Raw genomic sequence first — 26,570 nt, 5'->3', positions numbered from 1 at the left:
TGTGACTACGCCACGTGGACCTGCAGGTTCTGCTGCACCAGCACATCACCCAGGGTGTTCTCACTGCTCAGCGCCGAGTTGTGGTAGATCTCAAAGACTCTGCCTTCCACCGTGCGCTCGCCGGTCACTTCCCAGATACCGCCGTTGCTGTTCGCCAGTGTGACCTGACTGCCATCTGCGCCTTTGATCAGCAAATCATCACTCTGTTTGTCCGTAATATTAAGTGCCTCATTGAGATCGAGTTTCACAGAGTTGGTGCCGGTTTTACCCAAATCGAGCACTTCAATGTGTTCAACTTTCAGGCCCAGCGCGGTGAGATCCAGATTGAGATATTCACCATTCAGCACCAGTGTATCGGTGCCTGCGCCGCCATCAATATGGGTAAAGTTAAGGTCGCTGACCGTCACGGTATCCGCCCCGCTGCTGCCGGTCACCGAAGCGCCCTCTGCCGTACTGCCATCGGCCAGCGTAATCACGACGCCGCCAATGGTGTAACCCACCTCCTCTGCCGGTGCCGCCGCCACAGCGGTGTCACTGGCCACCACGGTTTCACTGCTGCTGACCGGCGTCACCGTATCCGCTTCGGTAATCAGCGTCGAGGCCACGGCTACATGGGCGCTGTTATCGTCGCTGCTGGTGCTGCTGTTATGCTGCGTTTCCACGCTGGCACTGGCGACGGTGGCGCTGTCATCCGCCACCGAGAAAAGTGCCACCGACTCGGTGGCCGCCAGCGTTACCGGCAGCACCGAACCCAGCAACAGGGTATTGGTAGTGGTATAGCTGTTACCGGCCACGTCAGTGATGGAGACTTTTGCCAGCGTGTTCAGCGACAGTAGCAGGCCACCCACCGACAGCAGTGACGGTGAGAAGTTAACCGCGTAACGCCCCAGGGCATCGGTGGTGGTATTCAGCGTCGGTCCGTTGCTGCCGTTGGAGAGCAGCAGCGTCACGCTGACTTTCGATCCCTGAGATGCATTCAGCGATCCCCCCTGCACGACCAGGCCGGTAAGCAGAGAACCGACGATGCTAAGCACCGGATCAACCCCGACCAACGGCTGATTATGGGACAGCGCAGTAAAGCTGCTGGTGCTGGTCGCGGTATTGCCCCCAATATCCGTCACCGTGACGGTCAGCGGATGGCTGCCATCTGCGATCCCTTTCAGCGTCGCTGACGGCACGCTGATGCTCCATGCCCCATTCGCGCCGATGGTCGTGGTGAGGACATTACCTGCCATGTTAACCGTTACGGTGCCGCCCGCCGCGTTGGTGCTGGTTCCTCTGATGGTTTCAGCCGTATTGGCTTCCGCAATATTGAGATAACCATCGCCACCAAAGAAACTATTCACAGTGACGGTCGGCGTGGTGTGACTCACCACACCCAGCGACGCCGAGGTGGAACCGTTGGTGCCTGCGCCGTTGATGACGCTGGCCGTCACGGTCTGCAGACCATCCGCAATCGCAGCGAGGTTAGCCGCTGGCACAGAGAGACTCCAGTTGCCGTTGCTGCTCACCGTGGTGCTGTAAGTCTGGCCACCCAGCGTAACGCGTACCACCGATCCTTCGGCGTTACTGGCGGTGCCTGAAATAGTCTGCGCGGTTTTGACATCGGCTGCACTGAGGGCATTGTCACCAAACAGTGAGGTAATGGCGACCACAGGCGTCGACTGACTGATAACGCTCAGTGTTCCACTGCTGTTCGCCACGTTTCCGTAGGCATCGGTGCCGGTCACCGTCACGGTTTTACTGCCGTCAGTGATTGCGGCAAGATCCGCTTTCGGAACGCTGATGCTCCAGTTACCGCCACTTACCACTTTGGTGGTGTAGGTCAGGCCGTTCAGCGTGGCGCTGACAGTAGAGCCGGCTGACAGGCTGGAGGTCCCGCTCAGGGTCTGGTTCGAGGCCAGATCGGCTGCGCTCAGCACCCCGTCGCCGAATACCGTATTCACCGTCAGGGTTGGCTGCACCAGTCCCAGTGACACGCCTGCGCTGGTGCTGCTGACGTTGCCGACCAGGTCAGTGACCGCCGCGCTGACAGTAAAGTTACCGTTCAGCAGCGTCGAGAGCACGGCTGGCGAAACGGTGGTGGAGAACGTGCCATCGGCGTTGACCAGCGCAGTGGCCGTTGTGTTGCCAATGGCCAGCCTGACGCTGCTGCCCGCTGCCACGCCGGAGACCGTGCCGCTGATAGTCTGGCTCACCAGCGATTCCGCCAGGTTCAGCACGCCATCACCAAACAACGGATTGAGCGTAACCTTCGGCAGATTGTGAATACCCACCAGCGCGCCGGCGGTGGTGCTGCTGGTGTTACCGGCGCTGTCAGTGACGCTGACGCCGACGGTGAGATTGCCATCCGCAATGCCCTGCAGCAGCGCAGGCGTCAGTGAAACGTTAAAGTTGCCGCTGGCATCAGTTGCCGTTACAAACTGCTGAGAACCCACCGATACGACGACACGCGATCCCGCTTCTGCACCGCCGACGACGCCGCCAATCACCTGCGTGACCAGCGCATCCGCCACGTTCAGCAGACCGTCACCAAACAGCGGATTTACCGTGATGGTTGGCAGCAGCGTATCGACGCGAATACCGGCGCTGGTGCTGGCGGTATTCCCCGCTGCATCCGTTACCGACGCCCCGACCGTCAGGTTGCCCTGCGCCAGGGTGCCCAGGATATCCGGCGTCACCGTAGCGCTGAAGGCACCGCCCGCACCCACGGTCGCGGTCAGCTGGCTGTTGCCCACCGAAAGCGTCACCACACTGCCCTGCGCAACGTTGTTCACCACCCCGCTGATCACCTGGCCGGTGGCGATATCAGCCAGATTCAGCACGCCATCGCCAAACAGAGAGGTCAGGGAAATGGATGGTGTCTGGGTAAAGATGCCGATCGTCGCGCTATTCGAGGCGACGTTACCCGCCGCATCCCGGACGCTGACGCCCAGCGTCAGATTGCCATCCAGCAGTGAGGTGAGATCGCTGCCCGGCAGGCTAACGCTCCATGCTCCGCCCGCCTGTACGGTGGTGTTGTAAGTTTTACTGCCGAAGGTCACCGTCACCTGGGAACCTGCCGCCGCGTTACTGATTACGCCACCCACCAGCTGTCCGGCTGCCGCTTCCGCAATGTTCAGCAGGTTATCGCCGCCAAACAGCCCGGTGAGGACGCCCACCACCGGCACCGTATCGACAATCGCCGTCACGGTTTCACCCACGGTGCGGGTGTTGCCCGCCGCATCGGTCAGGGTAACGTTAACCGCAAGATTGCCGTCGGTGACCAGATCCAGCACCGCAGGTGGCACCAAGATGGCCCATTTACCATCCTGACCCACAGAAGCAGAGAGCGTGGCGCCGCCCAGCACCACCGATACCGTGGCCCCGACACCAGCCGACGTCGCAGTTCCGGAGATGGTCTGCGCCACCGTGGTATCCAGCGCACTGAGCGTGCCGTCGCCGAATACCGAATCAACCACCAGCGTCAGCGCACTGTTAACCACTTTGTTGACCGTCAGCGTCGCGTCGGTCTGATTTCCTGCACTGTCATTGACCCGCACGCCAAACACCAGCGCGCCGTCAGTGAGACCCGACAGGACATTCGGTGCAAGATCAATGCTCCAGCGACCATCTGCACCCACCGTTGCGGTAGCGATCGGCGCGGCATCGCCCAGGTAGAGGCCGATGGTCTGGCCTTCTGCGCCCTGCGCGCTGCCGGTCAGTACCTGACTGACGGCCAGATCAGCGGCGTTAAGCACGTTATCGCCCGCCAGCGCGTCAACCTGGACCAGCGGCGCGGCGGTATCCACCGTCACCTGCTGTGTCACAGTCGTCACGTTACCGGCGACATCTGACAACTGCGCGGTGATCACCGGCGTACTGCCATCGGTCAGGGCCTGCATCGCGCTGGCAGGAACGGTGGTGGACCAGCTGCCGTTACTCTGCACTACTGCGCTGTACGTCTGGTTATTGAAGGTCACAACCACCGTACGGCCTGCTTCACCGACATCGGTGGTGCCGCTGATGGTCTGGCTGGTAGCGCTTTCATTACCATTGACCTGGTTGTCACCCGCAAAGGCATTGATCGTCAGGGCCGGTGGCGTCAGATCAATCAGCACGTTACCGCTGACGGTGACAGGGGTCGTGCCGTCGGTGGCATTCACCGTGATGGCGACGCTGCCGTCCGCATTGCCAAAGGCGCTGACCGGCAACGCAGCCGTTGACCAGTTGCCTGACCCATCCAGCGTGGTGGCGTAGGTCTGACCGTTGATCAACACCGTCACCACCCCGCCTGCACCAAGGTTAGCCGAGGTGCCGCTCAGGACGACGCCACCCGCGACATCCTGGGTGCTGATGATGTTGTCGCCCGAAACCGTGCCCAGCGTCACCAGCGGGCCTGGCGGTGGCGTCAGGTTAACCGCAAGCACAACCTCATCATTGGCTGTGTTACCTGCCAGGTCAGTCACTGCCAGCGCCAGGGTTGTGGATGCGCCAAAGGTGGCCATCTGCTCTGGCGTCAGCGTCACGCTCCAGTTGCCGTTACCGTCAACCACGGCGGTGCCGAGGGTCGTGGCATTCAGCGAGACCGTGACCACGGCACCCGTCTCTGCGCCCGTTGCCGTGCCGCTAAGGATCTGCGGCTGAATGCTCTCGGCGTAGTTCAGTGCATTGTCGCCGGCAAAGGCGTTAGTGGTCAGTACCGGTGGCGTGGTGTCGAGTACCAGTGAGCTGTTAATCGTCGTGCTGTTGCCTGCCGCATCGGTGGCCGTCACGGTAACCGGATAGGTAGCATCCGGCAGCGCTGAAAGCTGCGCCTGGGTCAGCGGCACCGTCCAGTTACCATTCGCATCCACTGTGGCGCTGTAAGTGTTGCCGCCCAGCGTCAGCTGCACCGTCTGATTTGCGCCCGCCTCACCGGTGGTACCGCTCAGCGTAATCCCTGCGGCAACATCGCTGCTATTCACATAATCACCGAGGAATTGCGGATTGACCCCAGGCTGCGGCGCGCTGAGATCGGTGGTGAACGGCAGCTGCGCCGATGCGCTGTTACCCGCCGCATCCACGACGTTAACCGTCAGGATTTGCGTCCCGTTACCCAGAGAACTCAGCGCGTTACCAGGAAGGTCAACGGTCCAGTTACCGTTGCCATCCACCGTGCCGGAATAGAGGCTGCCATTGAGATCAACAGTAATGCTGACCGCCTGATTATCCCCCACGCTGCCGGTGGTGCCGGTCAGGGTGACCCCTGCCGCGGCTTCACTGATGTTCAGGACGTTATCGCCGCCAAACGCGCCAGGCGTGAAGGTCGGCACCGGCACAGCCACTTCGGTTACCACACTCAGGGCCGTCACGTCACTGTTACCCGCAATGTCGGTAGCGGTCACGGTAATGGTATGCGTGCCGCTGGTGAAGGTGGCTAACTGCGCTGGCGACAGGGCCAGCGACCAGCTGCCATCGTTCTGCACCGTGGCGGCCAGCGGCTGGTCGCCGTTAAAGCCGGCGATCAGCACCGATACCGTCTGTCCTGCACCGGTAATGCCGGTGGTGCCACTGAGGATTTGCTCTGTTCCCGCTTCGGTGGCGTTCAGCGCACCGTCACCAAACGGCAGGATCAGCGTGACATCCGGCAGCGTATTGACGGCGACCAGCAGCGAACCACTGGTGGTGCCGATGTTGCCGTTCACGTCGGTAACGGTCACGCTGACCGGCAGGTTGCCATCCGGCAGTGACTGCAATACGGCAGGCGGCAGAGTCAGTGACCAGCCTGCACCGCCAGCAGTGAGCGTCGCGGCATAGACGGTGCCATTGATAGTCACCGCCACCGAGGCCGGATCATCACTGTTGACCGTACCGGTCAGGATACCATCCGTTGCCGCTTCCGCCGCGTTAAGACGGCCATCCGTAAATGGCGTATCCAGCGTTGGCGCGGCAATCGGGGTAATCGCTGAGACAAAGTTCTGCGTCTCTGTGATGCTGTTACCGGCCCGATCCGTGGTGGTGAGGGTCAGCGTGTGTTCACCGGCACCCAGGCTGGCGATCACCTCCGGCGTCAGGCTGGCCGTCCAGTTGCCACTGGCATCAACCGTCACCGACAGCGGGATGTTGTCATCGCCGACTGTGACGCTGAGGGTCTGGCCCGCAACAGGATTAGACGTGCCTGTGACCAGCTGAACGGAACCCGCTTCACTGATGTTAATCACGTTATCGCCGAACTGTGTTGCAGCAAAGTTGGCGGAAACCGGCGGGGCCTGCAGGATTTCAACGCCTGCGGTAACCTGCGCCGGATTTCCTGCCGCATCCGTGGCGGTGACCACCACCTGTGTCAGTCCATCGTCCAGGCCCGTCAGTGCGCCCGCTGCCAGGTTCAGCGTCCAGTTGCCGCTGGCATCGGTCGTGGTGCTGAAAGTCTGTGTGCCGACGGTAATATTCACTACGCTGCCTTCCGGCAGATTAGTGCTGTCACCACTCAGCGTTAATGGCGCGGCGGCATCTGCTGCACTGACCAGCGCGTCGCCAAACGGCGTGTTCAGAGTCAGCGCTGGCAGGGTATTAAACGCCACATCCAGTATGGTGGTGGTGTCGGTAGTGACATTGCCCGCCGCGTCAGTGACCGACACGGTGATGGCGTTAGGGCCATCTGCCAGCTGCTGCACATCGGCTGTGGGAATGGTGAGGGTCCAGTTCCCGTCCGCATCCGCCGTGGTGGTATAGCTGACGTTATTCAGCGTCACCGTCACCGGCAGTGCGCCCGTGGTGGTGCCGTTGATAGTGAGATCCTGCAGCGACTCCGCCAGGTTTAGCGTGTCACCCGCATTGACCGTAATATCCGTCAGCACAGGCGGTGTGGTACTGAAGCTTACCTCCTGCGTGGCGACCGCCGGGTTACCGGCGACATCACTGGCGGTGACGGTAAAGGTCTGCGTGCTGCCCGGCGCAACGTTGATGAAGGCTGCAGACGGTACCGTCACCGTCCAGTTGCCGTCAGCATCAATCGTGGTGCTGTAATCAGTACCGTTAAACGACACGGTTACCGGCGTTCCTGCCGCCAGCAGGGTGCTGCCACCGCTGACAGCGACATCCGCAGCGGCCTCAGTAGCATTGATCACATCATCGCCTGCCACCACGTTCAGGGTCAGTGTTGGCTGAACCAGCGCGCTGGCCAGCACGACCAGACTGGCGCTGGCACTGGCCGGGTTGCCAGAGGTATCCGCTGAGACGACGACCAGCAGCTGATCGCCATCCGGCAGATTGCCCAGATCGGCGGCCGGCACGGTCACGGTCCAGCTGCCATCTGCGGCCACCGTGCCGCTGTACTGAATGGCGTTCAGCGTTACCGTTACCAGCTGGCCTTCCACCAGATTGGTGCTGGTGCCTCCGATGCTCAGATCCTGCAGCGACTCTGCCTGGTTAAGGAAGTTATCATCACTGATTGTCCCAATGGCCAGGGTCGGCAGATTCAGGCTGTCCGCATCACGCGTCAGCGTCTGGGTCGCCGTGGTCAGGTTACCCGCCGCATCTCTGATCGTCACATCGACCGGATAGCTGCCATCCGCCAGCCCCTGCACGACAGCGGCAGGCAGGGTCACCTGCCACGTGCCATCAGAGAGTACCCGGGCGGTGTAATCGGTATTCTGGAAACTGACCGTGACCGTTTGTCCGGCATCCGCAACTGAGGCTGTTCCGCTGATAGCAACAGCTTCCAGCACCTCAACTGAATTGATGATGTTGTCACCGCCGATAGGGTTAATGCTTAACGCAGGCGGGGTGAGATCGACGGTAACTGCGCTGGTCAGCGAACCGCTGTTACCGGCGGCATCGCTGGCATTGACCACCAGGGTCGTCACGCCCTCAGCCAGTTCCTGCACCTGCGCTGGCGTTAAGGTCAGCGTCCAGTTGCCCTGCGCATCGACTGTGGCAGTGTAGTCATTATCGCCCAGCGTCACGCTGACGGTCTGGCCCTCGCCCACGACGCCGGTGCTGCCGCTCAGCGTCTGACTGATCGCCGTTTCAGCCTGGCTAAGGTAGCCATCGCCAAACGGGGTATTAATGCTGACCGACAGGGCACCGGTTGCGACGGTGATTTCACGCGTTTCAGTAACCGTATTGCCCGCCGCATCACTGACCGTCACGGTCAGGGTATACGCACCGGCCGGAATCCCTGCCAGGGCACCCGCAGGCAGCGTCAGGCTCCAGTCACCATCCTGGGTCACGGTGGTGGTCCAGATCTGGTTGTTAAGAGTAAGAGTGACCTGCTGACCGGCTTCGGCATTACTGCTACCGCTGAGCACAATCGGCGCGGTGCTTTCGGCGATATTGACGCTGTTATCGCCCGCAACCGGATCAAGCGACAGGGTTGGTGGCGTCAGATCGACCGTGACACTGCCCTGGCTGCTGCCGGTGTTACCCGCCGCATCCTGCACGTTAACGGTGTAGTTAAGCGTCTCCTCCGGCAGATCGGCCAGCGCGGAGGCAGGCACGCTGACCTGCCAGTTGCCATTGCTGTCGACCGTGCCGTTGTAGGTCACGCCGTTGAGAACCACGCTCACCGTCTGGCCGTCACCTGTCACACCTGTGGTGCCGCTCAGGGTTTGTGGCGTGGTGATTTCGCTGCTGTTAAGCAGACCATCGCCAAAAGCAGAGACGATCTGCGGTGCTGGCAGCGCCGCCAGCACGCTGAGCGCGGCTTCGCTGCTGAGGGTCGCCCCGCCGCTGTCCGTCGCGGTGACCGTGACGGTGTAAGGCCCGTCGGCGAGTGCCGTCAGTGACTCAGCCGGAACGATCACGCTCCAGCGACCACTGGCCGAGACCTGCGCGGTGTAGCTGATGTTGTTAAACAGCAGCGTGACCAGACTGCCTTCAGGCACATTCGCTGAGGTGCCGGTAACAATCAGCGGCTGACCCAGTTCCTGCGCATTCAGGTAGTTGTCCTGACTGATGGCATCCATCGCCAGGCCAGACGCGTTGCTATTAACGTCAAAGGTGAGATTAGTGGTGGTGGTGTTGCCCGCCACGTCGCTGACCGCCACGGTGAAACTGGCGCTGCCATCCGCAATTGCCGCCAGCGCACCGGCTGGCACGATCAGGCTCCATGCTCCGCTCGCCTGCACGGCGGCGCTGTAGACCGTGCCATCAAGGGTGACGGTGACCAGCTGGCCCGCTTCGACGTTGGTGGTGGTGCCGGTCAGACGTTGATCGGTGAGGCGTTCCGCACCATCGACCACATTGTTACCGGCAAAGGCATCCAGCGTCAGGGTCGGCAGCGTGCCCGCCTCCACTTTCAGCGCCAGATCGCGGCTGGTGGTGGTGGCATTGCCTGCTGCGTCGCTGGCGGTCACGGTCAGAGGATAGGTGCCGTTGCCCAGCCCGGTATAAACCGTGGCGGGCAGATCCAGCGACCAGTTACCGTTGACGTCTGCGGTGGTGCTCAGGCTGATGCCGTTGAAGCTGGCCACAATCAGCGCATTGGCTTCACTGCTGCCGGTCAGCGTCAGCGGCTGCTGACTCTCAGCGGCATTGATAATGCCATCGGAGGGGGTGATGAAGTTCAGCACCGGTGGCAGGGTATCCACCACCAGGCTGCCGTCAGCCTGGCTGCTGTTGCCTGCCACATCACTGACCACCACGGTGTAAGGCGTGGTGCCCTGTGGCAGCGCAGAGAGGGCCGCTGGCGGAACCGCGACCTGCCAGTTACCCGCTGCGTCGACCGTGCCGCTGTAGTTAGTGCCGCCCAGCGTGACGATAACCGTCTGGCCGTCGCCAGGTACGCCGGTGTTACCGGTGATCACGCCGCCGCTGACGGCTTCGTCGCCGTTGAGAATACCGTCATCAAAGGCCACGCCAGGGGTGGCCACCGGCAGTGCACTGGCCACCACCGTCAGGGTAGCGTCGCTGGTGGCAAGCTGTTGTCCGCTGCCGTCGGTGGCCGTAGCGGTAATCGTCTGCGGGCCATCGGCTGCGCCGTTAAAGGTGCCAGCCGGTAAGGTCAGGCTCCAGCTTCCATCGGCCGCCACGCTGGTGCTGGCTGTGGTGCCGTTGGCAAGCACGGTAATAATGCTGCCCTCAGGCAGGCCGCTGGTGCTGCCGCTGACCACAACGGCACCGCCCAGCTCCTGGGCATTGAGGTAGTTGTCGTCGCCGATCGGTGCCAGCGCGATCGATGGCAGCGTGTTGTCCACAGTGAAGTTAAGCGGGCTGGTGGCGGTATTGCCAACGGCGTTGATCACGCTGACGTTCAGCGTCTGGCTGCCCTCGCCCAGTTCCGCCAGTGCGCCCGCAGGCAGCGTAATGCTCCAGTTGCCGCTGGCCCCGACCACGCCGCTGTAGTCCGTGCCGTTCAGGGTGATGACGACCTGCTGGCCCGCCTCGACGTTACTGCTGCTGCCGCGCACCGTAACCGGCTGTAACTGTTCTGCGGCCGTGACGATACCGTCACCGGCAAAGGTGCTGCTGTCGACGGTCAGCACAGGCTGCACGTCCGGCGAGGTTGCCACATTGAGATCAACCACCTGGCTGCTCTGGTTGCCGTTAGCATTGATTTCGGTAACGGTGAGCGGATTCGTGCCCGGAGGCAGCGCCGCCAGATCATTAGCATCGATTTGCAGCGTCCACTGCCCATTCACGCCGACGGTGGTGCTGTAGAGCTGGTCATTGAGCTGGACCGTGACAATGTCGCCGTTCTGACCGCTGCCACTGACGACCAGCGGCTCCGCCAGTTCAGCGGTGTTCAGCGCGTTGTCCCCGCTGACCGGCGCAACCACCAGCGGAGGCGGCGTGGTGGCAACCGTCAGCGCACTGTTCTGGCTGCTGCTGTTGCCAGCCACGTCGGTGACGGTGACCACCACCGGATAGCTGGTGCCGTTGGTCAGACCGGCAAGCGCAGCAGGCGGTACGGCCAGCGCCCAGTTTCCGTCCGCATCAACCGTGCCGGTATAAGTGACGCCATTCAGCGTCACGCTGACGCGGTCACCTTCACTGCCTGCGCCGCTGAAGCTGAAACCAGCAGCCTGCTCCGCGATGTTCAGCACACCATCGCCAGCGGGCGCATTAATGCTGAAGTCGGGTGCGGTGGTATCCACGGTGACCGGCAATGGCGTGGTGGCAACGTTGCCACTGACGCTGGTAACGGTCACGTTGAGATCGTAACGGCCATCAGTCAGCTGTTGCAGATCGGCAGCGGGTACGGTGGCGGTCCAGCTGCCATCCGCGGCGACCGTGGCGCTGTAGGTCTCACCATTCAGCACAAGACTGACGCTGCTGCCCGGGGCGACGGTGCCGCTGACGGTCAGATCGCTGGCTGTTTCAGCCGCATTGATAATACCATCGGTGGCAATCGGGTTAACGGTCAGCACCGGTACTCCGGTATCCACCGTCAGCGGTGCGCTGATGCTGGTGCTGTTACCCGCGACATCGCTCACTGTCACGGTAACGGGATTGCTGCCCTGCGCCAGGGCCTGTAGCGCATCTGGCGGCAGCGTGACGCTCCAGTCACCATTTGCCGCTACCGTTGCCGGATAGCTGATGCCGCCCAGGGTCACGCTGACGGCCTGGCCTGGCTGGACGGAGCCGGTCAGCGTCTGCGCTGTGCTGGCTTCCTCAGTGTTGAGAATGCCATCAGTGAAAGGCGTGTTGATTTGGGGTTCTGCCAGCGGCGTCGTTGCCACCAGCAGCGTCTGGCTGGTCTGTACATCCCCTGAGGTGACGGTAACGGTGGTGTTACCCTGCGCCAGGTTCGCCAGGTCGGCGGCTGGCACGGTCAGAGTCCAGCTACCGTTTTCATCGGTTGTAGTGCTGTAAAGGGTGCCGCCGGGCACCAGCGTCACGCTGATCGGGCTGTTCGCTGGCAGGTTTGCGGAACCGCCGCTGAGGATCAGATCGCTCTGCGCATCCAGCACGTTGAGTGCGTTGTCGTCACTGATCGGGGCAATCGACAGCGACGGTACGTTGGTCGTGATCACGGTGAACTGCCCCTGGGCAGGCAGCGCCGGATTTCCGGCCACGTCGGTAATCGCCACGGTAAAGGTTTTATCGCCCGCGGCACCCAGCGATCCGGCGGGCAGGGTCACACTCCAGCTTCCGTTCGCCTGCACTACGCCGTCGTAAGACTGACCGTTAATGGTCAGTAATACCGGCTGGCCTGCCGGTACGCCGGTGACGTTACCGGTGACCAGAATGTCAGTGAGCTGTTCCGCACTGTCGACCAGATTATCGCCGGTCACAGGATCAATGGTCAGCGCCGGTGACGTTGCCGCCAGCACCGTGACACTGGAGGCGACGGTCGTGCTGTTGCCGTAAGCATCGCTGATTACCACGTCAACCGGGTAGAGTGCATCGCCCAACTGACTGATGATGGCGGCGGGCACCGTCACGCTCCATGTGCCATTGGTGTCAACCGTGGCGGAGTAGGTTTCGCCATTGAAACTCACTGCCACCGTGTCGCCCTGCGTCCCCCCGCGCCCGTCGATGGTGAAATCCTGCGTGTGTTCAGCGATGTTGATATAACCATCACTGCCCGGCGTCGAGACCTCCAGCAGTGGCGGCGTGGTCGCGAAAATCAGTGAACTGCTGGCTGGGGTGGTATTGCCATCCGCGTCCGTCGCGACGACAGATACCAGCTGAGTACCGTTGGGCACACCCGCCAGGTCGGCAGCCGGAACGGTTACACTCCAGTTGCCACCCTGTGCCACTACAGCGCTGTAGGTCAGGTTATTGAGCGTGACACGAATGATGTCACCTTCGTCGCCGGTTCCGCTGACAATCAGCGGCTGCTGCGCGTCGCTGATGTTGATTACGCCGTCAGCGTCCAGAGGGTTCAGAGTCAGAGCAGGCGCTTCGGTAGCAACCCGTAGATCGGTATCCTGCGTGCTGCTGTTACCGGCCTGATCGGTCACGGTCACGGTGACCGGATAAGTCTGGTTGCTCAGCGTGGCAAGATCGGCAATCGGAACTGATGCACTCCAGTTACCGTTTTCGTCCACGATAGCAGCGTAAGTTTTACCGTTTAACCCGACCGCTACACTGTCGCCCGCGGTGCCGGTTCCGCTGATCACCAGCGGCTCCGTGAGCTCATTGCTGGTCAGAACGCCATCCCCGCCCGGTGCGGTGACGGTGGCAACCGGCGGCTGCGTGCTGACGGCCAGCGTCTGCGACTGGGTCGCGATGTTACCGCTGGCGTCGGTCAGGGTAACCACCAGCGTATAGCTGCTGCCATCTGACAGCGCCTGCAGCGCCGCTGGCGGCAGATCCACCGTCCAGTTGCCCTGCCCATCCACGGTTGCGCTGTAAACGACGTTGTTCAGCGAGACCGTTACCAGCTCGCCCGGCAGCGCAGCTGAACCGCTTACCGGCACACCTGCTGCCACTTCCGCGCTGTTAAGAATGCCATCGCCACCTGCGACTTCCGCCACAATCAGGTTCGGTGGCAGCGTGTCGACGCTGAAGTTCAGCGTCTCGTCCACGCGGTTGCCCGCCTCATCAATCGCGGTAATGGTCAGGCCGTTAGCGCCCTGCGGCAGTAAGGCGAGATCGGCGGCAGGCAGTGTCAGGTTCCAGCTGCCGTCGTCATTGACCGTGGTGCTGTAAGTTTTGCCGTTGAGTTGTACTTCGACCAACTGGCCCGCCACCGCTTTACCGGTGCTGCCACCGATGAGCAGATCGCTGCCCGCTTCTGTCTGATTAAGAATGCCATCGGTAAGCGCGCTCTCATCCAGCGTGATCTGTGGCAGCGTGGTGGTGACCACATTCAGCTGAGCGGAGTCGGTCAGCAGCGCACCACTGGCGTCAGTTGCGGTAACCGAGATCAGTTTCACGCCGTCGGTGATGCCACTGAGATCGCCAGCCGGAACGGTGACGCTCCAGAAGCCGTTGCTGCCCACCACCGCACTGTAATTGTTGCCGTTGAAGTTAAGCTGCACCGCCTGGCCCGGATTGACGCCCACCGCCGAGCCGCCGATGATCAGATCGCTGTTCAGCTCCTGCAGGTTAAGGAAACCATCAACGCTGACAGGCTCACTGATCGTGATCACACCCGGTTCACCGGCTGCCGGCGCGACGTTAATGTCACGGCTGTCGGTGGCTAAGGCACCGGCTACCGACGTGACGCTGACCGTGATGGCCGTGGTGCCTGCCGCCAGGGCACTGAGCGCCGCAGATGGGATCTGCGTGCTCCAGCTGCCGTCCGGGTTGACCAGCGCACTGTAATTCTGACCGCCCAGGGTAATGGTGACCGTCTGACCCGCCTCCACATTGCTGGTGCTGCCGGACAGCGTCTGATCGACGGCCTTCTCGCTATTATCCACCAGATCATCACCGGCAAACAGGGCGATCGTGACTGTCGGCGTGCCCGGCTCCGCAGGCGCTTCCACCGCGATCACCCGATCTTCACTTACCGTTCCCCCCGCCTGACTGGTGACCGTGGCCGCGATAGTGGCACTGCCCGCCGCCAGTGCCGCCAGCGCGCTGGCAGGGACGCTCAGGCTCCAGCTGCCATCCACACCAACCGTAGCGCTGTAGGTCTGATCACCCAGCGTGACCGTGACAATCTGGCCCGCCTCAACGTTGGTGGTGGTACCGCTCAATAGCTGGTCGCTGGTTTTCTCGTCGTTACTCAGGACGTCATCACCCGCGAACTGATTGATTGTGATCACCGGCTGGCCCGGCTCGGTAACCAGAGGTTCTACCGTAATCGCCAGCGTATCGCTGACGGGCGTGCCAGCCGCATTGCTGACCGTCACGACCAGCGAGGCAGCGCCCGAAGCCAGAGCAAGGAGATCGTTGGCCGGAATCGCGATATTCCAGCTGCCATCGGCGCCGACCGTGCCGCTGTAGTTCTGGCCGCCCAGCGTCACCGTGACAATCTGTCCGGCTTCGACATTGGTGGTGCTGCCCGAGACCGCCTGAGCATCCAGCTTCTCATCGTTGCTCAGGACGTTATCGCCAGCAAAGGCATTGATGGTTAATGTCGGGGTGCCTGGCGCGGTGCCTGATGACTCTACGAGGAAGTCGCGGGTTTCGCTGACTGGCGTGCCGAGCGAATCGTTAACGGTGGCGTTCAGGGTCGCACTTCCGGCGGTCAGCGCGGCCAGCGAGCTGGCCGGAATCGTGACGCTCCAGCTGCCATCTGCGCCGACCGTGGCGGTGAAGGTCTCTCCGTTCAGCGTAACAGTAACCTGCTGCCCCTCGGGGATATTGGTGGTGGTACCGCTCAGCAACTGGTCGCTGGCTTTCTCGCTGTTGCTGAGGATGTCATCTCCGGCAAAGGCGTCGATGGTCACGGTGGCCTGACCCGGCTGCGTTGCAGGGGCTTCGACGGTGATTGGCTGCGCGGCAGTTGCGACATCGCCCGCCGCATTACTGACCGAAACGGTGAGTGTGGTCGTGCCGGCGGCCAGCGCGTTGAGCGCAGCTGACGGAACGGTGACGCTCCAGCTGCCATCAGCCTGCACGCTGGCGCTGTAGGTCTGGCCGCCCAGGGTAACCGTCACCAGCTGTCCGGCTTCAACATTACTGGTGGTGCCGCTGACGAGCTGATCAACCGCCTTTTCATCGTTGCTCAGATCGTTATCACCGGCGAAATCATTCAGGGTCAGGGCCGGTACGCCTGGCTCTGTTGTCGGCGCATCCACCGAAATATCGCGGGTTTCGCTGGTGGTTAGGCCCACGGCGTTACTGACGGTGACGCCAATGGCATTCGAGCCCGCAGGCAGATTGCCCAGCGCGGCTGCCGGAATAATCACACTCCAGTTTCCACTGCCATCGACGGTGCCCAGATAAGTCTGCCCCCCCAGGGTGACGGTTACCGTCTGGCCCGCTTCGATATTGGTGGTCGTGCCGGAGAGTGTCTGGGCCGTCCCTTTTTCATCGTTGCTGAGAATGTCATCCCCGGCAAACTGACCGATGGTCACAGTCGGTTCGCCCGGCTGCGTCACTGGGGCTTCCACGCTGATCGGCAGGCTGCCGGTCACGGTGTTACCGGCAGCATTGCTGACCGAAACCGTCAGGGTGGTTTCACCTGCCGCCAGTGCGCTCAGGGCTGCTGATGGCAATGTGACGCTCCAGTTGCCCTGCGCGTCCACGCTGCCGCTGTAAGTCTGACCGCCCAGCGTCACCGTCACCGGCTGCCCGGGTTCGATGTTACTGGTGCTGCCGGTCACCGTCTGGTCGGTGGCTTTCTCCGTGTTACTCAGCTGATTGTCACCGGTAAAGTCATCCACGGTGACCGCTGGCGGGCCCGTAACCACCGGCGTATCGACGCTGATAGCGCGGTTTTCGCTGGCCTCAATGCCAGCCTGACTGGTGACGACCGCCGAAATGGCAACCGTCCCGGCGGCCAGCGCATTCAGCAGTTCAGGCGACAGCGTGATGCTCCAGTTGCCCTGTGCATCCACCAGCGCACTATAGGTCTGGTCGCCCAGCGTGATGGTGACAATCTGCCCGGCTTCAACGTTGGTGGTGGAGCCGCTCAGCAGCTGGTCACTGCTTTTCTCAGCATTGCTGAGGATATCATCCCCGGCAAACTGGTCGATGGTGATGACCGGCGTCCCCGGCTGGGTCAGCGGTGCCTCTACGGTAAGAGTCAGACTGCCGCTGGCAGCGGTTCCCGCCTGGTTAGTGACCGTTGCCGTGACGGTGGTGGTGCCGGAGGCCAGCGCGCTCAGCGCATCGGCAGGCACGGTGATGTTCCAGCTGCCGTCGCCCGCTACGCTGCCGCTGTAGCTCTGGCCGCCCAGGGTCACGGTAACGATCTGCCCTGCTTCGACATTGCCGGTGGAGCCGGACAGCGTTTGTGGCGTGGTTTTTTCGCTGTTATCCAGCAGGTTATCGCCCGCAAACGGATTCAGGCTAATGACTGGCGTCGCAGGCGTGCCGGGATCGGCGGCGGCGACGGTAATCGGCAGGCTGCCGGTGGCCGCCGTGCCTGCTGCGTTAGTGACGCTGACGCCTATGGTGGTAGTGCCTGCGGCGAGTCCCGCCAGTGCCGCAGCCGGAATCGCAACGCTCCAGCTGCCATCCGCACCCACAGTGCCGTTGTAGGTCTGGCCGCCCAGTGTGACGGTAACTGTCTGACCCGCCTCAACATTGCTGGTAGATCCGGATACCGTTTGTGGCGTCGTTTTTTCGCTGTTATCCAGCAGGTTATCGCCCGCAAACGGGTTCAGGCTGATAGCTGGCGTCGCAGGCGTGCCGGGATCGGCGGCGGCGACGGTAATCGGCAGGCTGCCGGTGGCCACCGTGCCTGCTGCGTTAGTGACGCTGACGTCGATGGTGGTGGTGCCTGCGGCGAGTCCTGCCAGCGCCGCAGCCGGGATTGTAACGCTCCAGCTGCCATCCGCACCCACGGTGGCGTTGTAGGTCTGGCCGCCCAGCGTCACGGTAACAATCTGACCTGCTTCAACATTGCTGGTAGTGCCGCTCAGTACCTGATCGGTGTTTTTTTCTGCGTTATCCAGTACATCATCGTCAGCGAATGCATTCAGGGTGATGGCAGGCGTCCCTGGCGTAACCGGTGTACCGGGATCAGTGCCGCCATCGTTGCCGCCGCCATTCCCTCCACCGCCGCCTCCACCACGACCTACACCCACGGCCAGTCCGGCTAAGCCGAGCACACCCAGACCGCCCGCGGTGATCACGCCCATTGAGGTGTTGGTGTTATCCGCCAGCAGTAGCGGCTCTACGCTGTCGAGTGACTCATAGGTGGGCGTAACCGAACCGGAGGCGAGTTCAGCGCCCTCGGCAGTCTGGGGAAAGAGCGCATGTTCCGGTGGATTAACCCCATCATCGAACACCAGTTCGCTGTGCTGGCCTTCGGCGTCATCGAGGAAGAATTTCTGATAGCGTACCGTGCTGCCGTCACGCATTTTCAGCACGAGATCGTTACCCTGGCGCTCGAACTGCGTCACCATGTCGCGCGTGCCGCTGATGCGCACAACGCTTGGCTCGGTGAGGTTGATGGATTGTGACGAACCGCCAGCGGTCTGTGAGAGGAGCGTGCCGTTTTCGCGCGAGATAATGTCTACACGGCCTTGCGTGAGTTCTGCCATTTGTAACCTCTATTCCACCAGATTAGCTAATATACTGAATCCATAAACATAAATTTATTTCATGCTTAAGGCCTTCACACATAGTTTCACCTTCTGAATCACAGAAGGCGTCTCAACCTGGTGTATGTTGAAATGGCAAAGCAAAGCTGCACCACACATCCCTGTTGAAGCGGAAGATGGCAGTATTATTGTTAGATTTAGTTGTACAGACTGACGCAAGACGTAACGGTTCTGACAAAGTAATTTTTAGCGTAACCCTGGTAAAAATCAATTTCAATGTACAGATTTCATTATGATTTAATCTTTATTACATTAGCCATAGCTGAAATTCAGTTTTCGGAAAATTCGCTTTGCCCTTGTTTTTTCATGTCAATTTATTGCTGACTGTTTCCATAAATGATGCAAATTGGTTAAAAAACCACCCTTTCAAAAACCTGAGGCCGGAAAAATAAATTTGTTAATTATGCGATTCAGCCATCATTTATGGCTGGTCCTGTTCCGCCTTTTGGGTGGCAACTTGTTGAAAAGCAGCATTGAAATTTGAGTTAAGTCATGCCGTGTGAGTGGTGGTCATACCAGGAAAGTTCTGGAAAAAATTCGCGGCGCAGCAAAAGTCGGTAAACTCCCGGTTTTGCCATTTAAACGATGTTGCTGCACCACTTTAATAAGAGGCGCAACGGCCACTGAACTCACGGCCAGTGCTACACTTTTCCGCTTTACCCTTGATGAATCTGACCTATGACTGCACTGGACGCTGCACAACAACATAAGTATCAGAGCCGCCTGAACTGGGGCACACGCACCATCTTTCTGATTAATGGTTTAGGGATGTCAGCCTGGGCACCGCTGGTGCCTTTTGCCCGCGATCGTCTGCAGCTCAGCGGCGCCTCATTGGGCGCATTACTGCTTTGCCTGGGAATTGGCTCGCTGGCCGCGATGCCGGTGACCGGCACGCTGGTGGCACGGTTTGGCTGCCGTCGGGTCATGGGCTTCTCCACGCTGTTAGTGCTGCTTATGATGCCGCTGCTGGCCACCGCTGACTCTCATCTGGTGATGGCAGCGGCGCTGATGCTGTTTGGTGCCGGGCTCGGCATGCTGGATGTGGCGATGAATTATCAGGCGGTGCAGGTTGAGCAGGCTGCCGATAAACCGATGATGTCAGGCTTTCATGGCTTCTTCAGCCTGGGCGGGATTCTGGGAGCGGGTACGGTGAGCCTGTTGCTGAGCCGCGCGTTTACGCCGCTGCACGCGACCCTGGTAGTGATGGCCGTGATGCTGTTACTGCTGCTGTGGCGACTGCCGGTGTTAATGAATCAGCGCCTGCATCAGCCCGATCAGCCCTGGCTAGTGATCCCACGCGGCTGGGTCGCATTTCTTGGCCTGCTCTGCTTTATCCTGTTCCTGGCGGAAGGGGCGGTGCTGGACTGGGGCGCACTGCTGTTGCTGCAGAATCCGGCGATGTCACCCGCTTATGCGGGTCTGGGCTATGCGGTCTTTTCAGTAGCGATGACGCTGGGCCGTTTTAGCGGCGATAAGATCATCCAGCGTTTTGGCCGCTATCCGGTGATGCTGACGGGCGCACTGACTGCCGCAGCGGGTATGACGCTGGCCGTCTGGCTGCCGTGGCCGGAGATCGCCCTGCTGGCATTTCTGCTGGTGGGCTTTGGTTTGTCCAATACGGTGCCGATGTTGTTCAATGCTGCCGGGAATCAACAGGATATGCCTGCGAACCTGGCGATTTCTGCCATGACAACGCTGGGATATGCGGGTATTCTCTCAGGTCCGGCTTTAATCGGATTCATTTCGCAATGGATCAGCCTCAGCGGCGCATTTTTAATGATCGCGCTGTTGCTGTTAGCGGTAGCCGCCAGTGCGCGAAAAGTTGCGCGATAATTCAGGTACCTGACACGCTATGTTGTATAAGTTTCCACTGACCTCCGGCAATGTCACCCGCTTTTTTGTGGTTTTCAATCTGGTGCTGCTGCTGGCGCTGGGCTTTATGGTGCATAACTCGGTCAATGCCTGGCTGACCGGCAAACGCTATGCCATGGACGATCTGGCGCGTGACGTGCAGAAGCGCATCGACGCCTACCGCTTTGCCACCTGGCAGATCTATGAAAATCTCTCCACCAGTGCAGCAGGCGCCACACCCGGCAGCAATCTGCAGGAGACGCGGCTGCGTCCTGACGTCTATTACCTGGAAAAAACCCGCCGTAAAACCGAAGCGCTGATTTTCGGTTCACACGACAGCAGCACGCTGGATATGACCATGCGGATGTCGAACTATCTCGACACGCTGTGGGGCGCAGAAAATCCCACCTGGTCGATGTATTTTTTAAATGGTCAGGACAACAGCCTGATTATGATCTCGACCCTGCCGCTGAAAGATATGGCGACGCGCTATAAAGAGAGCGCTATCAGCGCAATGGTGGATAGCCGCCGCGCGGAGATGCTGCAACAGGCTAATGCGCTGGATGAACGCGAGAGCTTCTCGCCGCTGCGCCACCTCGCCTTCCAGAACGACCACTATTTCACGCTGCGCACCACTTTTAATCAGCCGGGCCATCTGGCCACGGTGGTCGCCTTTGATCTGCCGGTTAACGATATTGTTCCGCAGAACATGCCGCTGGAAAACTTCCAGCTGCGTCAGGACAGCTCAATGCCTGCCACGACAGCCGATCAGCAGGAGGTGGAAAACACCCGCATCACGCTGGTTAATCCCAATATTGAGATTACGGCCACCCTGCCCAGCACGTCGCTGCAGCTGGTCTATCAGGTGCCGATTACCCGCCTGATTATCGACAGCCTGCACAACCTGCTCTGGCCGCTGCTGATCAACCTGCTGCTATTCCTGCTGTCGCTGGCGGGTATCGTGCTGCTGCGCCAGCAATCGCTGCGTCCCAGCGAGAATCAGAGCGCTGAACTCGACTCGCTACGGGTACTGAATGAGGAGATTGTCGCCAGCCTGCCGGTCGGCCTGCTGGTGTATGACTTTGCCAGCAACCGCACCCTGCTGAGCAATAAGATTGCTGAACATCTTTTGCCTCACCTCAATCTGCAGAAGATTATTAATATGTCCGACCAGCATCAGGGCGTGCTGCAGGCCACTATCAATAACGAAGTGTATGAAATTCGCCACGCCCGCAGCGTGCTGTCGCCACATACCCAGCTGTTTATGATGCGTGACCAGGATCGTGAGCTGCTGGTGAACAAGAAACTACAGAAAGCACAGCAGGTGCTGGACCGCAACCATCAGATGCGTCAGCAGCTGCTGCACAATCTGGGACATGCGCTGAATCAGCCACTGGAGAAGATGGTGACGCAGCTGGTGCAGCTCAGCCAGCGTGACGCCGATGAGACTGTGCTGGACCTGCTCGATGAGAGCCAGGGGCTGGCGCGACTGGTGGATGATATCGTGCTGCTGAACCGGCTTGAGGCGCATGACTGGTCACCGGATGCCACCGTCTTTAACCTGCAGGAGCTGCTGGACGAAATCGCACTGGAAAGCCTGCCGCTGATGCGTCGCAAAGGGCTGTCGCTGGTGGTGAATAATCATCTGGCGAATGACGAGACGCGCTTTGGCGACCGTCGCGCCCTGCGCAAAGTGCTGACCACGCTGATGCACTATGCTCTGACCACCACCCGCTGGGGAAAAATCACCCTGGAAGTTAAGGCTGCGGACAAACAGGCCGATAGAGTGATCATCGAACTGGTGGACACCGGTGCGGGCCTGACGGTGGATGAGCTGGCGAATGTCGACTTCCCGTTCCTGGGCGATACCAGTCAGGATCGCTACGGACAGGCTTCCGGCATGGCGTTCTTCCTGTGTAAGCAGCTCTGCAAGCAGATGGGTGGCAGCCTCGATATCGTGGCAAAAGCGGATATCGGCACGCGCTATAACATGCAGCTGCCGCTGGTGCTGGAGCAGAAGCACGAAGAAGAAGAGGAAAAGATTCTGGATGGTGTGACCGCGCTGGTGGAGATCACCGTGGAGGACGTGCATAAAATCGTCTGCCGCCATCTGGAGAACTGGGGCGCACGGTGTCTGACACCCGATGAGCGCATTTCCGGTCAGGATCACGATGTGCTGGTGACCGACGATCCCTCAAAGCTTAGCGGCTGGGCACTGCTGCTGGCGGAAGATGAACTGGGTCATCATGCACTGAACGACCAGCAGTATCGGGTCAATTTCAATCTCAGTAATGCGATGCTGGATGCCTTACTGGCCCTGATTGAGAAGCAACTGTCGCATGATGTGATGGATAATGACATGGAAGACGACACGGCCACGCCATTGATGAGCGGCGGCTATTTCCAGCTGTTTACGGAGACAGTACCGGTTGATGTGAAGAGACTGTATACTGAGTCGGCGGAAAAGGACTACGCCTCGCTTGCTCAGACAGCGCATCGCCTAAAGGGCGTGTTTGCCATGCTCAATCTGACTCCCGGCAAACAGCTTTGTGAAGAGTTAGAACACCACATTAAAGCGTGTGACGATTCAAACATTACAAATACCACCAGTGATATTGACGCTTACGTCAATCAACTGCTGCAGCAAGGTAACCAATAAGATGAATAACTTAAACGTAATTATTGCCGATGACCATCCAATTGTCCTTTTCGGTATCCGAAAGTCTCTGGAACAAATTGAATGGGTCAACGTTGTAGGTGAGTTCGAAGACTCAACAGCACTGATCAATAATCTGTCCAAGCTTGATGCTAACGTCCTGATCACCGACCTCTCAATGCCAGGTGAGAAATATGGCGATGGCATTACGCTGATTAAATACATTAAACGCCACTATCCGGATCTGTCGATTATTGTTCTGACCATGAACAACAACCCGGCGATTCTGAGTTCTGTGCTTGATCTCGATATCGAAGGGATTGTCCTGAAACAGGGCGCGCCTACCGATCTGCCGAAAGCACTGGCTGCACTGCAGAAAGGCAAGAAATATACGCCGGAAAGCGTTGCGAAACTGCTGGAGAAGATCAGCGCAGGTGGTTATGGCGACAAGCGTCTGTCACCAAAAGAGAGCGAAGTACTGCGTCTGTTCGCTGAAGGTTTCCTGGTAACGGAAATCGCCAAGAAACTGAACCGCAGTATCAAAACGATCAGTAGCCAGAAGAAATCAGCGATGATGAAACTGGGCGTGGATAATGATATCGCGCTGCTGAACTACCTGTCGTCTGTCAGCCAGACTCAGGTCGAAAGAGACTAAGTTACGTCTGAGGCGGTGCAGCCTGCACCGCCTTACCTCTGCCCTATCCTGCTTTATCCTGCCCTATCCTATCCGCGTTTTGCGCACCCGATCAGCATAGATGGCCAGCGTCACTTTCAGCACATCCAGCGTCACCGGTTTTGACAGGCAGTTATCCATGCCCGCATCCATACAACGCTGTTTCTCTTCCGCCAGCGCATTCGCCGTCACGCCGACGACCGGGAAGAGATGGCCCAGCTGACGCAACCGCTGCGTCAGGCGATAACCATCCATGTTTGGCATGTTCACATCAGTCAGCACGATGTCGATTTCATTACGACTCAGCACGTTAAGCGCATCAACGCCATCCTGCGCGGTTTTCACCTGATAGCCCAGCGTGCCAAGCTGTTCCGACAGCAGCATGCGGTTAATCGGATGGTCATCGACAATCAGCACCATGATGTCATCGTTATGCACTTTCTCTTCGACCGGCGCGGCTAGCAGCAACGCATCCGCCGCATCGTGGCCCAGCGAAATACGGTAGATGCGCGCCAGCAGCGCCGGCACCTCGTGCAGCGTGGCTGTTGAGTGGATCCAGCGTCCCGGCTGACGTTCACGCGGCATATCCACATGCGAGCCATCGAAGGTGATCAGCGCCCGCAGCGGTAAGTCGATTTCCAGATCGTAATCGGTCATCACCACATCGTCGTGACCCGGCTTACCATTATATTCCGCGACCTCAATGCCCTGCTGCTGAATCTGGCGGGTAATAAACTCCGCAAGATAGTCGTTACGCATCGCCAGCCAGACTTTGTTCTCTTTCAAATCCTCGAGCAGCATCAGTGACGGCTTCTGCCCTTTGTAGATCGGAATACGGACGATGAACTGGCTGCCCATGCCTGGCTCTGAGTCAACTTCAATGTCACCGTCCATCATATTGATCAGCTTTTCACAGATCGCCAGCCCCAGCCCGGTGCCCTGGAAATTACGCTGCACGCCACTGCCTACCTGGAAGAAAGGATCAAACAGACGTGGCAGCTCTTTCGCCGGGATGCCGACGCCGGTATCACGGACGCGGAAGGCCAGATAGCCTTCGGCAACCCAGGCGTGGAGGATAATACAGCCGGTGTGCGTGAACTTAATCGCGTTATTCAGCAGGTTCGAGATCACCTGCTGCAGGCGCAGCGGATCGCCGTCCAGCACCTGCGGCACATCATGTTCGATAAAGCAGTAGAGCGTCAGCCGCTTCTTCACCACCAGCGACAGATAGTTGCCGACGATGTGGGTGACGATTTCGCGCGGTGCAAACGGACGTGGCTCGATTTTCAGCTGCTCGGACTCAATTTTCGAGAAGTCGAGAATATCGCTGATAATCTTCAGCAGCAGGCTGGAGGAGTTGTTCATCGCCGTCACCAGCGAGTCGATGCCGCTGGGCAGCTCTTTGGTCTGTAACAGGTCGAGATTACCGATAATGCCATACAGCGGCGTGCGCAGCTCGTGACTGACGGTAGCCAGGAACATCGATTTAGACTGGCTGGCCTGCTCTGCCGCGTGGGCCATCTCCTGCAGAGACTGCTCCATTCGTACGCGCGCCGAAACATCGACCAGCACGCAAATCGCCACGTTCTCATTACGATAGCGCGAATGCACAAAGCTGATCTGCAGGTTAGTATTACTGCCGGTCAGCACATCGACAAAGTTGACCTGCTGCCCGCCAATAATCTCATTCAGTCTCAGACGATCTTCCTGCGTCAGCAACGTCAGATAGTTGTGCGCCAGCTCGTTACTCAGAATATTGGTGCCGTCGCTGGTACGTAAGATACAGATCCCGACCGGCGCAGAGGCAACAATCTTACGGTTAAACTGCTCATGCTCTTCCAGCCGGTGCGCATTCTCCTCCGCCGGCAGGAACATCCGTCGCTCAAACACCCATGCGAGAGTAAACAGGATCACGGCGCTGAAAATATTAAGCAGCAGCGCATTGATAATCATCAGCTTAAGCTGATCCACCATGACGTCGGTGGGTATCGACCACACCACGTTAAGATCGGACGGCGGCAGCGGTTTCTTCAGCACCAGCTGACGATACCCATTCAGATAACCAAACCAGGTTTTATCATCCGGCAGATTATCCAGCGAAAAGCCCAGCCCGCCGCGCCGCGAGTTAAGGAGTGGACGGTAATTTTCGTCGGTAATAGACGCAATAATCGGCAGGCTGCCCGGCTGAATAAACTCATCCAGCCGGATGTTCTGCTCAACACCCAGCAGCGCCTGTAACTTATTGGCGACATAAACCGGCACTACCATATAGAAGGTGCCGACGCCGGGCTGCGCACTGCTATTGATCCAGTACATTGGATTGCGGCGATCTTCTTCGCTGCTATTGCGATAGCGCAGTACATTCTCACGCAGCGATTTCAGGCTGCGTTCCCGATCGGCATTACTGCTGCCAATGGTAAAGTCCGCCAGACACTGACTCTCGCCACCGATAAAGAACACCCGATTAAGCTCATATGACGAGGCGAAGTTGCTCTTCCAGTAATTTATGTAGTAGCTGAGGGAATCGAGCGAGTTGCGCCAGGTATTGCTCATTGAAGTACAGTCGCCATCCGAAAAGAGTGGCGTAAACTGCGGCTGCGTAGTTTTGCCCGGCATCATGCCGGTCAGCACATCCAGACCACTGCTGGCTTTGGTCAGGCGGTTCTCGGTGATATATTTCAGCTCACGCATCATGTCCGCCGAATGGCGCACATACCACTGAATCGTGCCGTAGTTGCTGGCGAACTCCTGCCGGACCTGCGTCTCTTTATTGTGCAGCACGCTGATGATGTAAAACGCCGTCAGAACAGCGCCCAGCGTCCAGATTAGCAGCGCCAGCGCGCGGAAAAGATAGCGCGAGATGCGAAGCGTAGTGCGGAAAGAGACAGGATATTTCAAAAGTAACTCGCAGTTGGCAAGGTTAGTCGCATCATCGATTTTTAATGCCCATACACTAGCTTTATCAGGCGAAAAAAGCCAGCCAGCCGCAGGCTTAGCGGAAGGTTTGGGAATCTTTTAAGATAGCGAAAGCAGCCAGCTATCAGTGAACAGGAAGGCTTGCGTACAGGCTTGCCCGTAAGAACTCAAAGCGACACCGTAATCCCAGCGAGAAAGGCTGGCTATGCCCGAAGAGCAAAGCGTCCACGCCACGGATGGCGTGGCCGATCCGCAGGGATGCGGGAATCCTTTGCGATCGGGCATAGCGGGCCTTTCGGCGGCTCCCGACTCACAGCCACCCACACCCGACCTCAAAAAAAACGGCAGGCCGGGTTTCCCCTGACCTGCCGTTTCTGCAACGAACCTCAGCTTACAT

5 protein-coding genes are annotated in these 26,570 nt (G+C 59.5%); 3 read left to right on the top strand and 2 right to left on the bottom strand.

Going from position 1 to position 26,570, the window contains the following annotated elements; all coding sequences use genetic code 11:
* Nucleotides 1–5: 5 nt before the first annotated feature.
* On the bottom strand, nt 6–18,017 hold the full coding sequence (locus tag IV493_RS05065; RefSeq protein WP_195857827.1) for an Ig-like domain-containing protein: 18,012 nt from the start codon (nt 18,015–18,017) through the stop codon (nt 6–8).
* 738 nt (nt 18,018–18,755) lie between these two features.
* On the opposite strand from IV493_RS05065, the gene IV493_RS05060 reads away from it, so the two are divergent.
* Genes IV493_RS05060 through rcsB form a run of 3 tightly spaced genes read left to right on the top strand, consistent with a single transcriptional unit; the run spans nt 18,756 to nt 23,239 of the window.
* Nucleotides 18,756–19,910 carry an MFS transporter gene (locus IV493_RS05060; protein ID WP_095706860.1) on the top strand — a complete coding sequence of 385 codons (1,155 nt, stop codon included), beginning with the start codon at nt 18,756–18,758 and terminating at the stop codon, nt 19,908–19,910.
* A 19-nt stretch (nt 19,911–19,929) separates the two neighbouring features.
* Complete coding sequence (gene rcsD, locus IV493_RS05055; RefSeq protein ID WP_013358558.1) at nt 19,930–22,587, top strand: phosphotransferase RcsD; 2,658 nt, start codon at nt 19,930–19,932, stop codon at nt 22,585–22,587.
* A gap of 1 nt (nt 22,588) precedes the next feature.
* Nucleotides 22,589–23,239 (top strand): response regulator transcription factor RcsB, encoded by a 651-nt coding sequence (gene rcsB / locus IV493_RS05050; protein WP_009089068.1) that lies wholly within the window; start codon nt 22,589–22,591, stop codon nt 23,237–23,239.
* A 63-nt stretch (nt 23,240–23,302) separates the two neighbouring features.
* On the opposite strand, the gene rcsC is transcribed toward rcsB, so the two are convergent.
* On the bottom strand, nt 23,303–26,155 hold the full coding sequence (rcsC, locus tag IV493_RS05045; RefSeq protein ID WP_195857826.1) for a two-component system sensor histidine kinase RcsC: 2,853 nt from the start codon (nt 26,153–26,155) through the stop codon (nt 23,303–23,305).
* Between the last annotated feature and the right edge of the window lie 415 nt (nt 26,156–26,570).

Source organism: Pantoea sp. SM3640, assembly GCF_015654165.1.
Taxonomy (GTDB): domain Bacteria; phylum Pseudomonadota; class Gammaproteobacteria; order Enterobacterales; family Enterobacteriaceae; genus Pantoea; species Pantoea vagans.
This window is presented reverse-complemented; position numbering and strand designations above follow the sequence as displayed.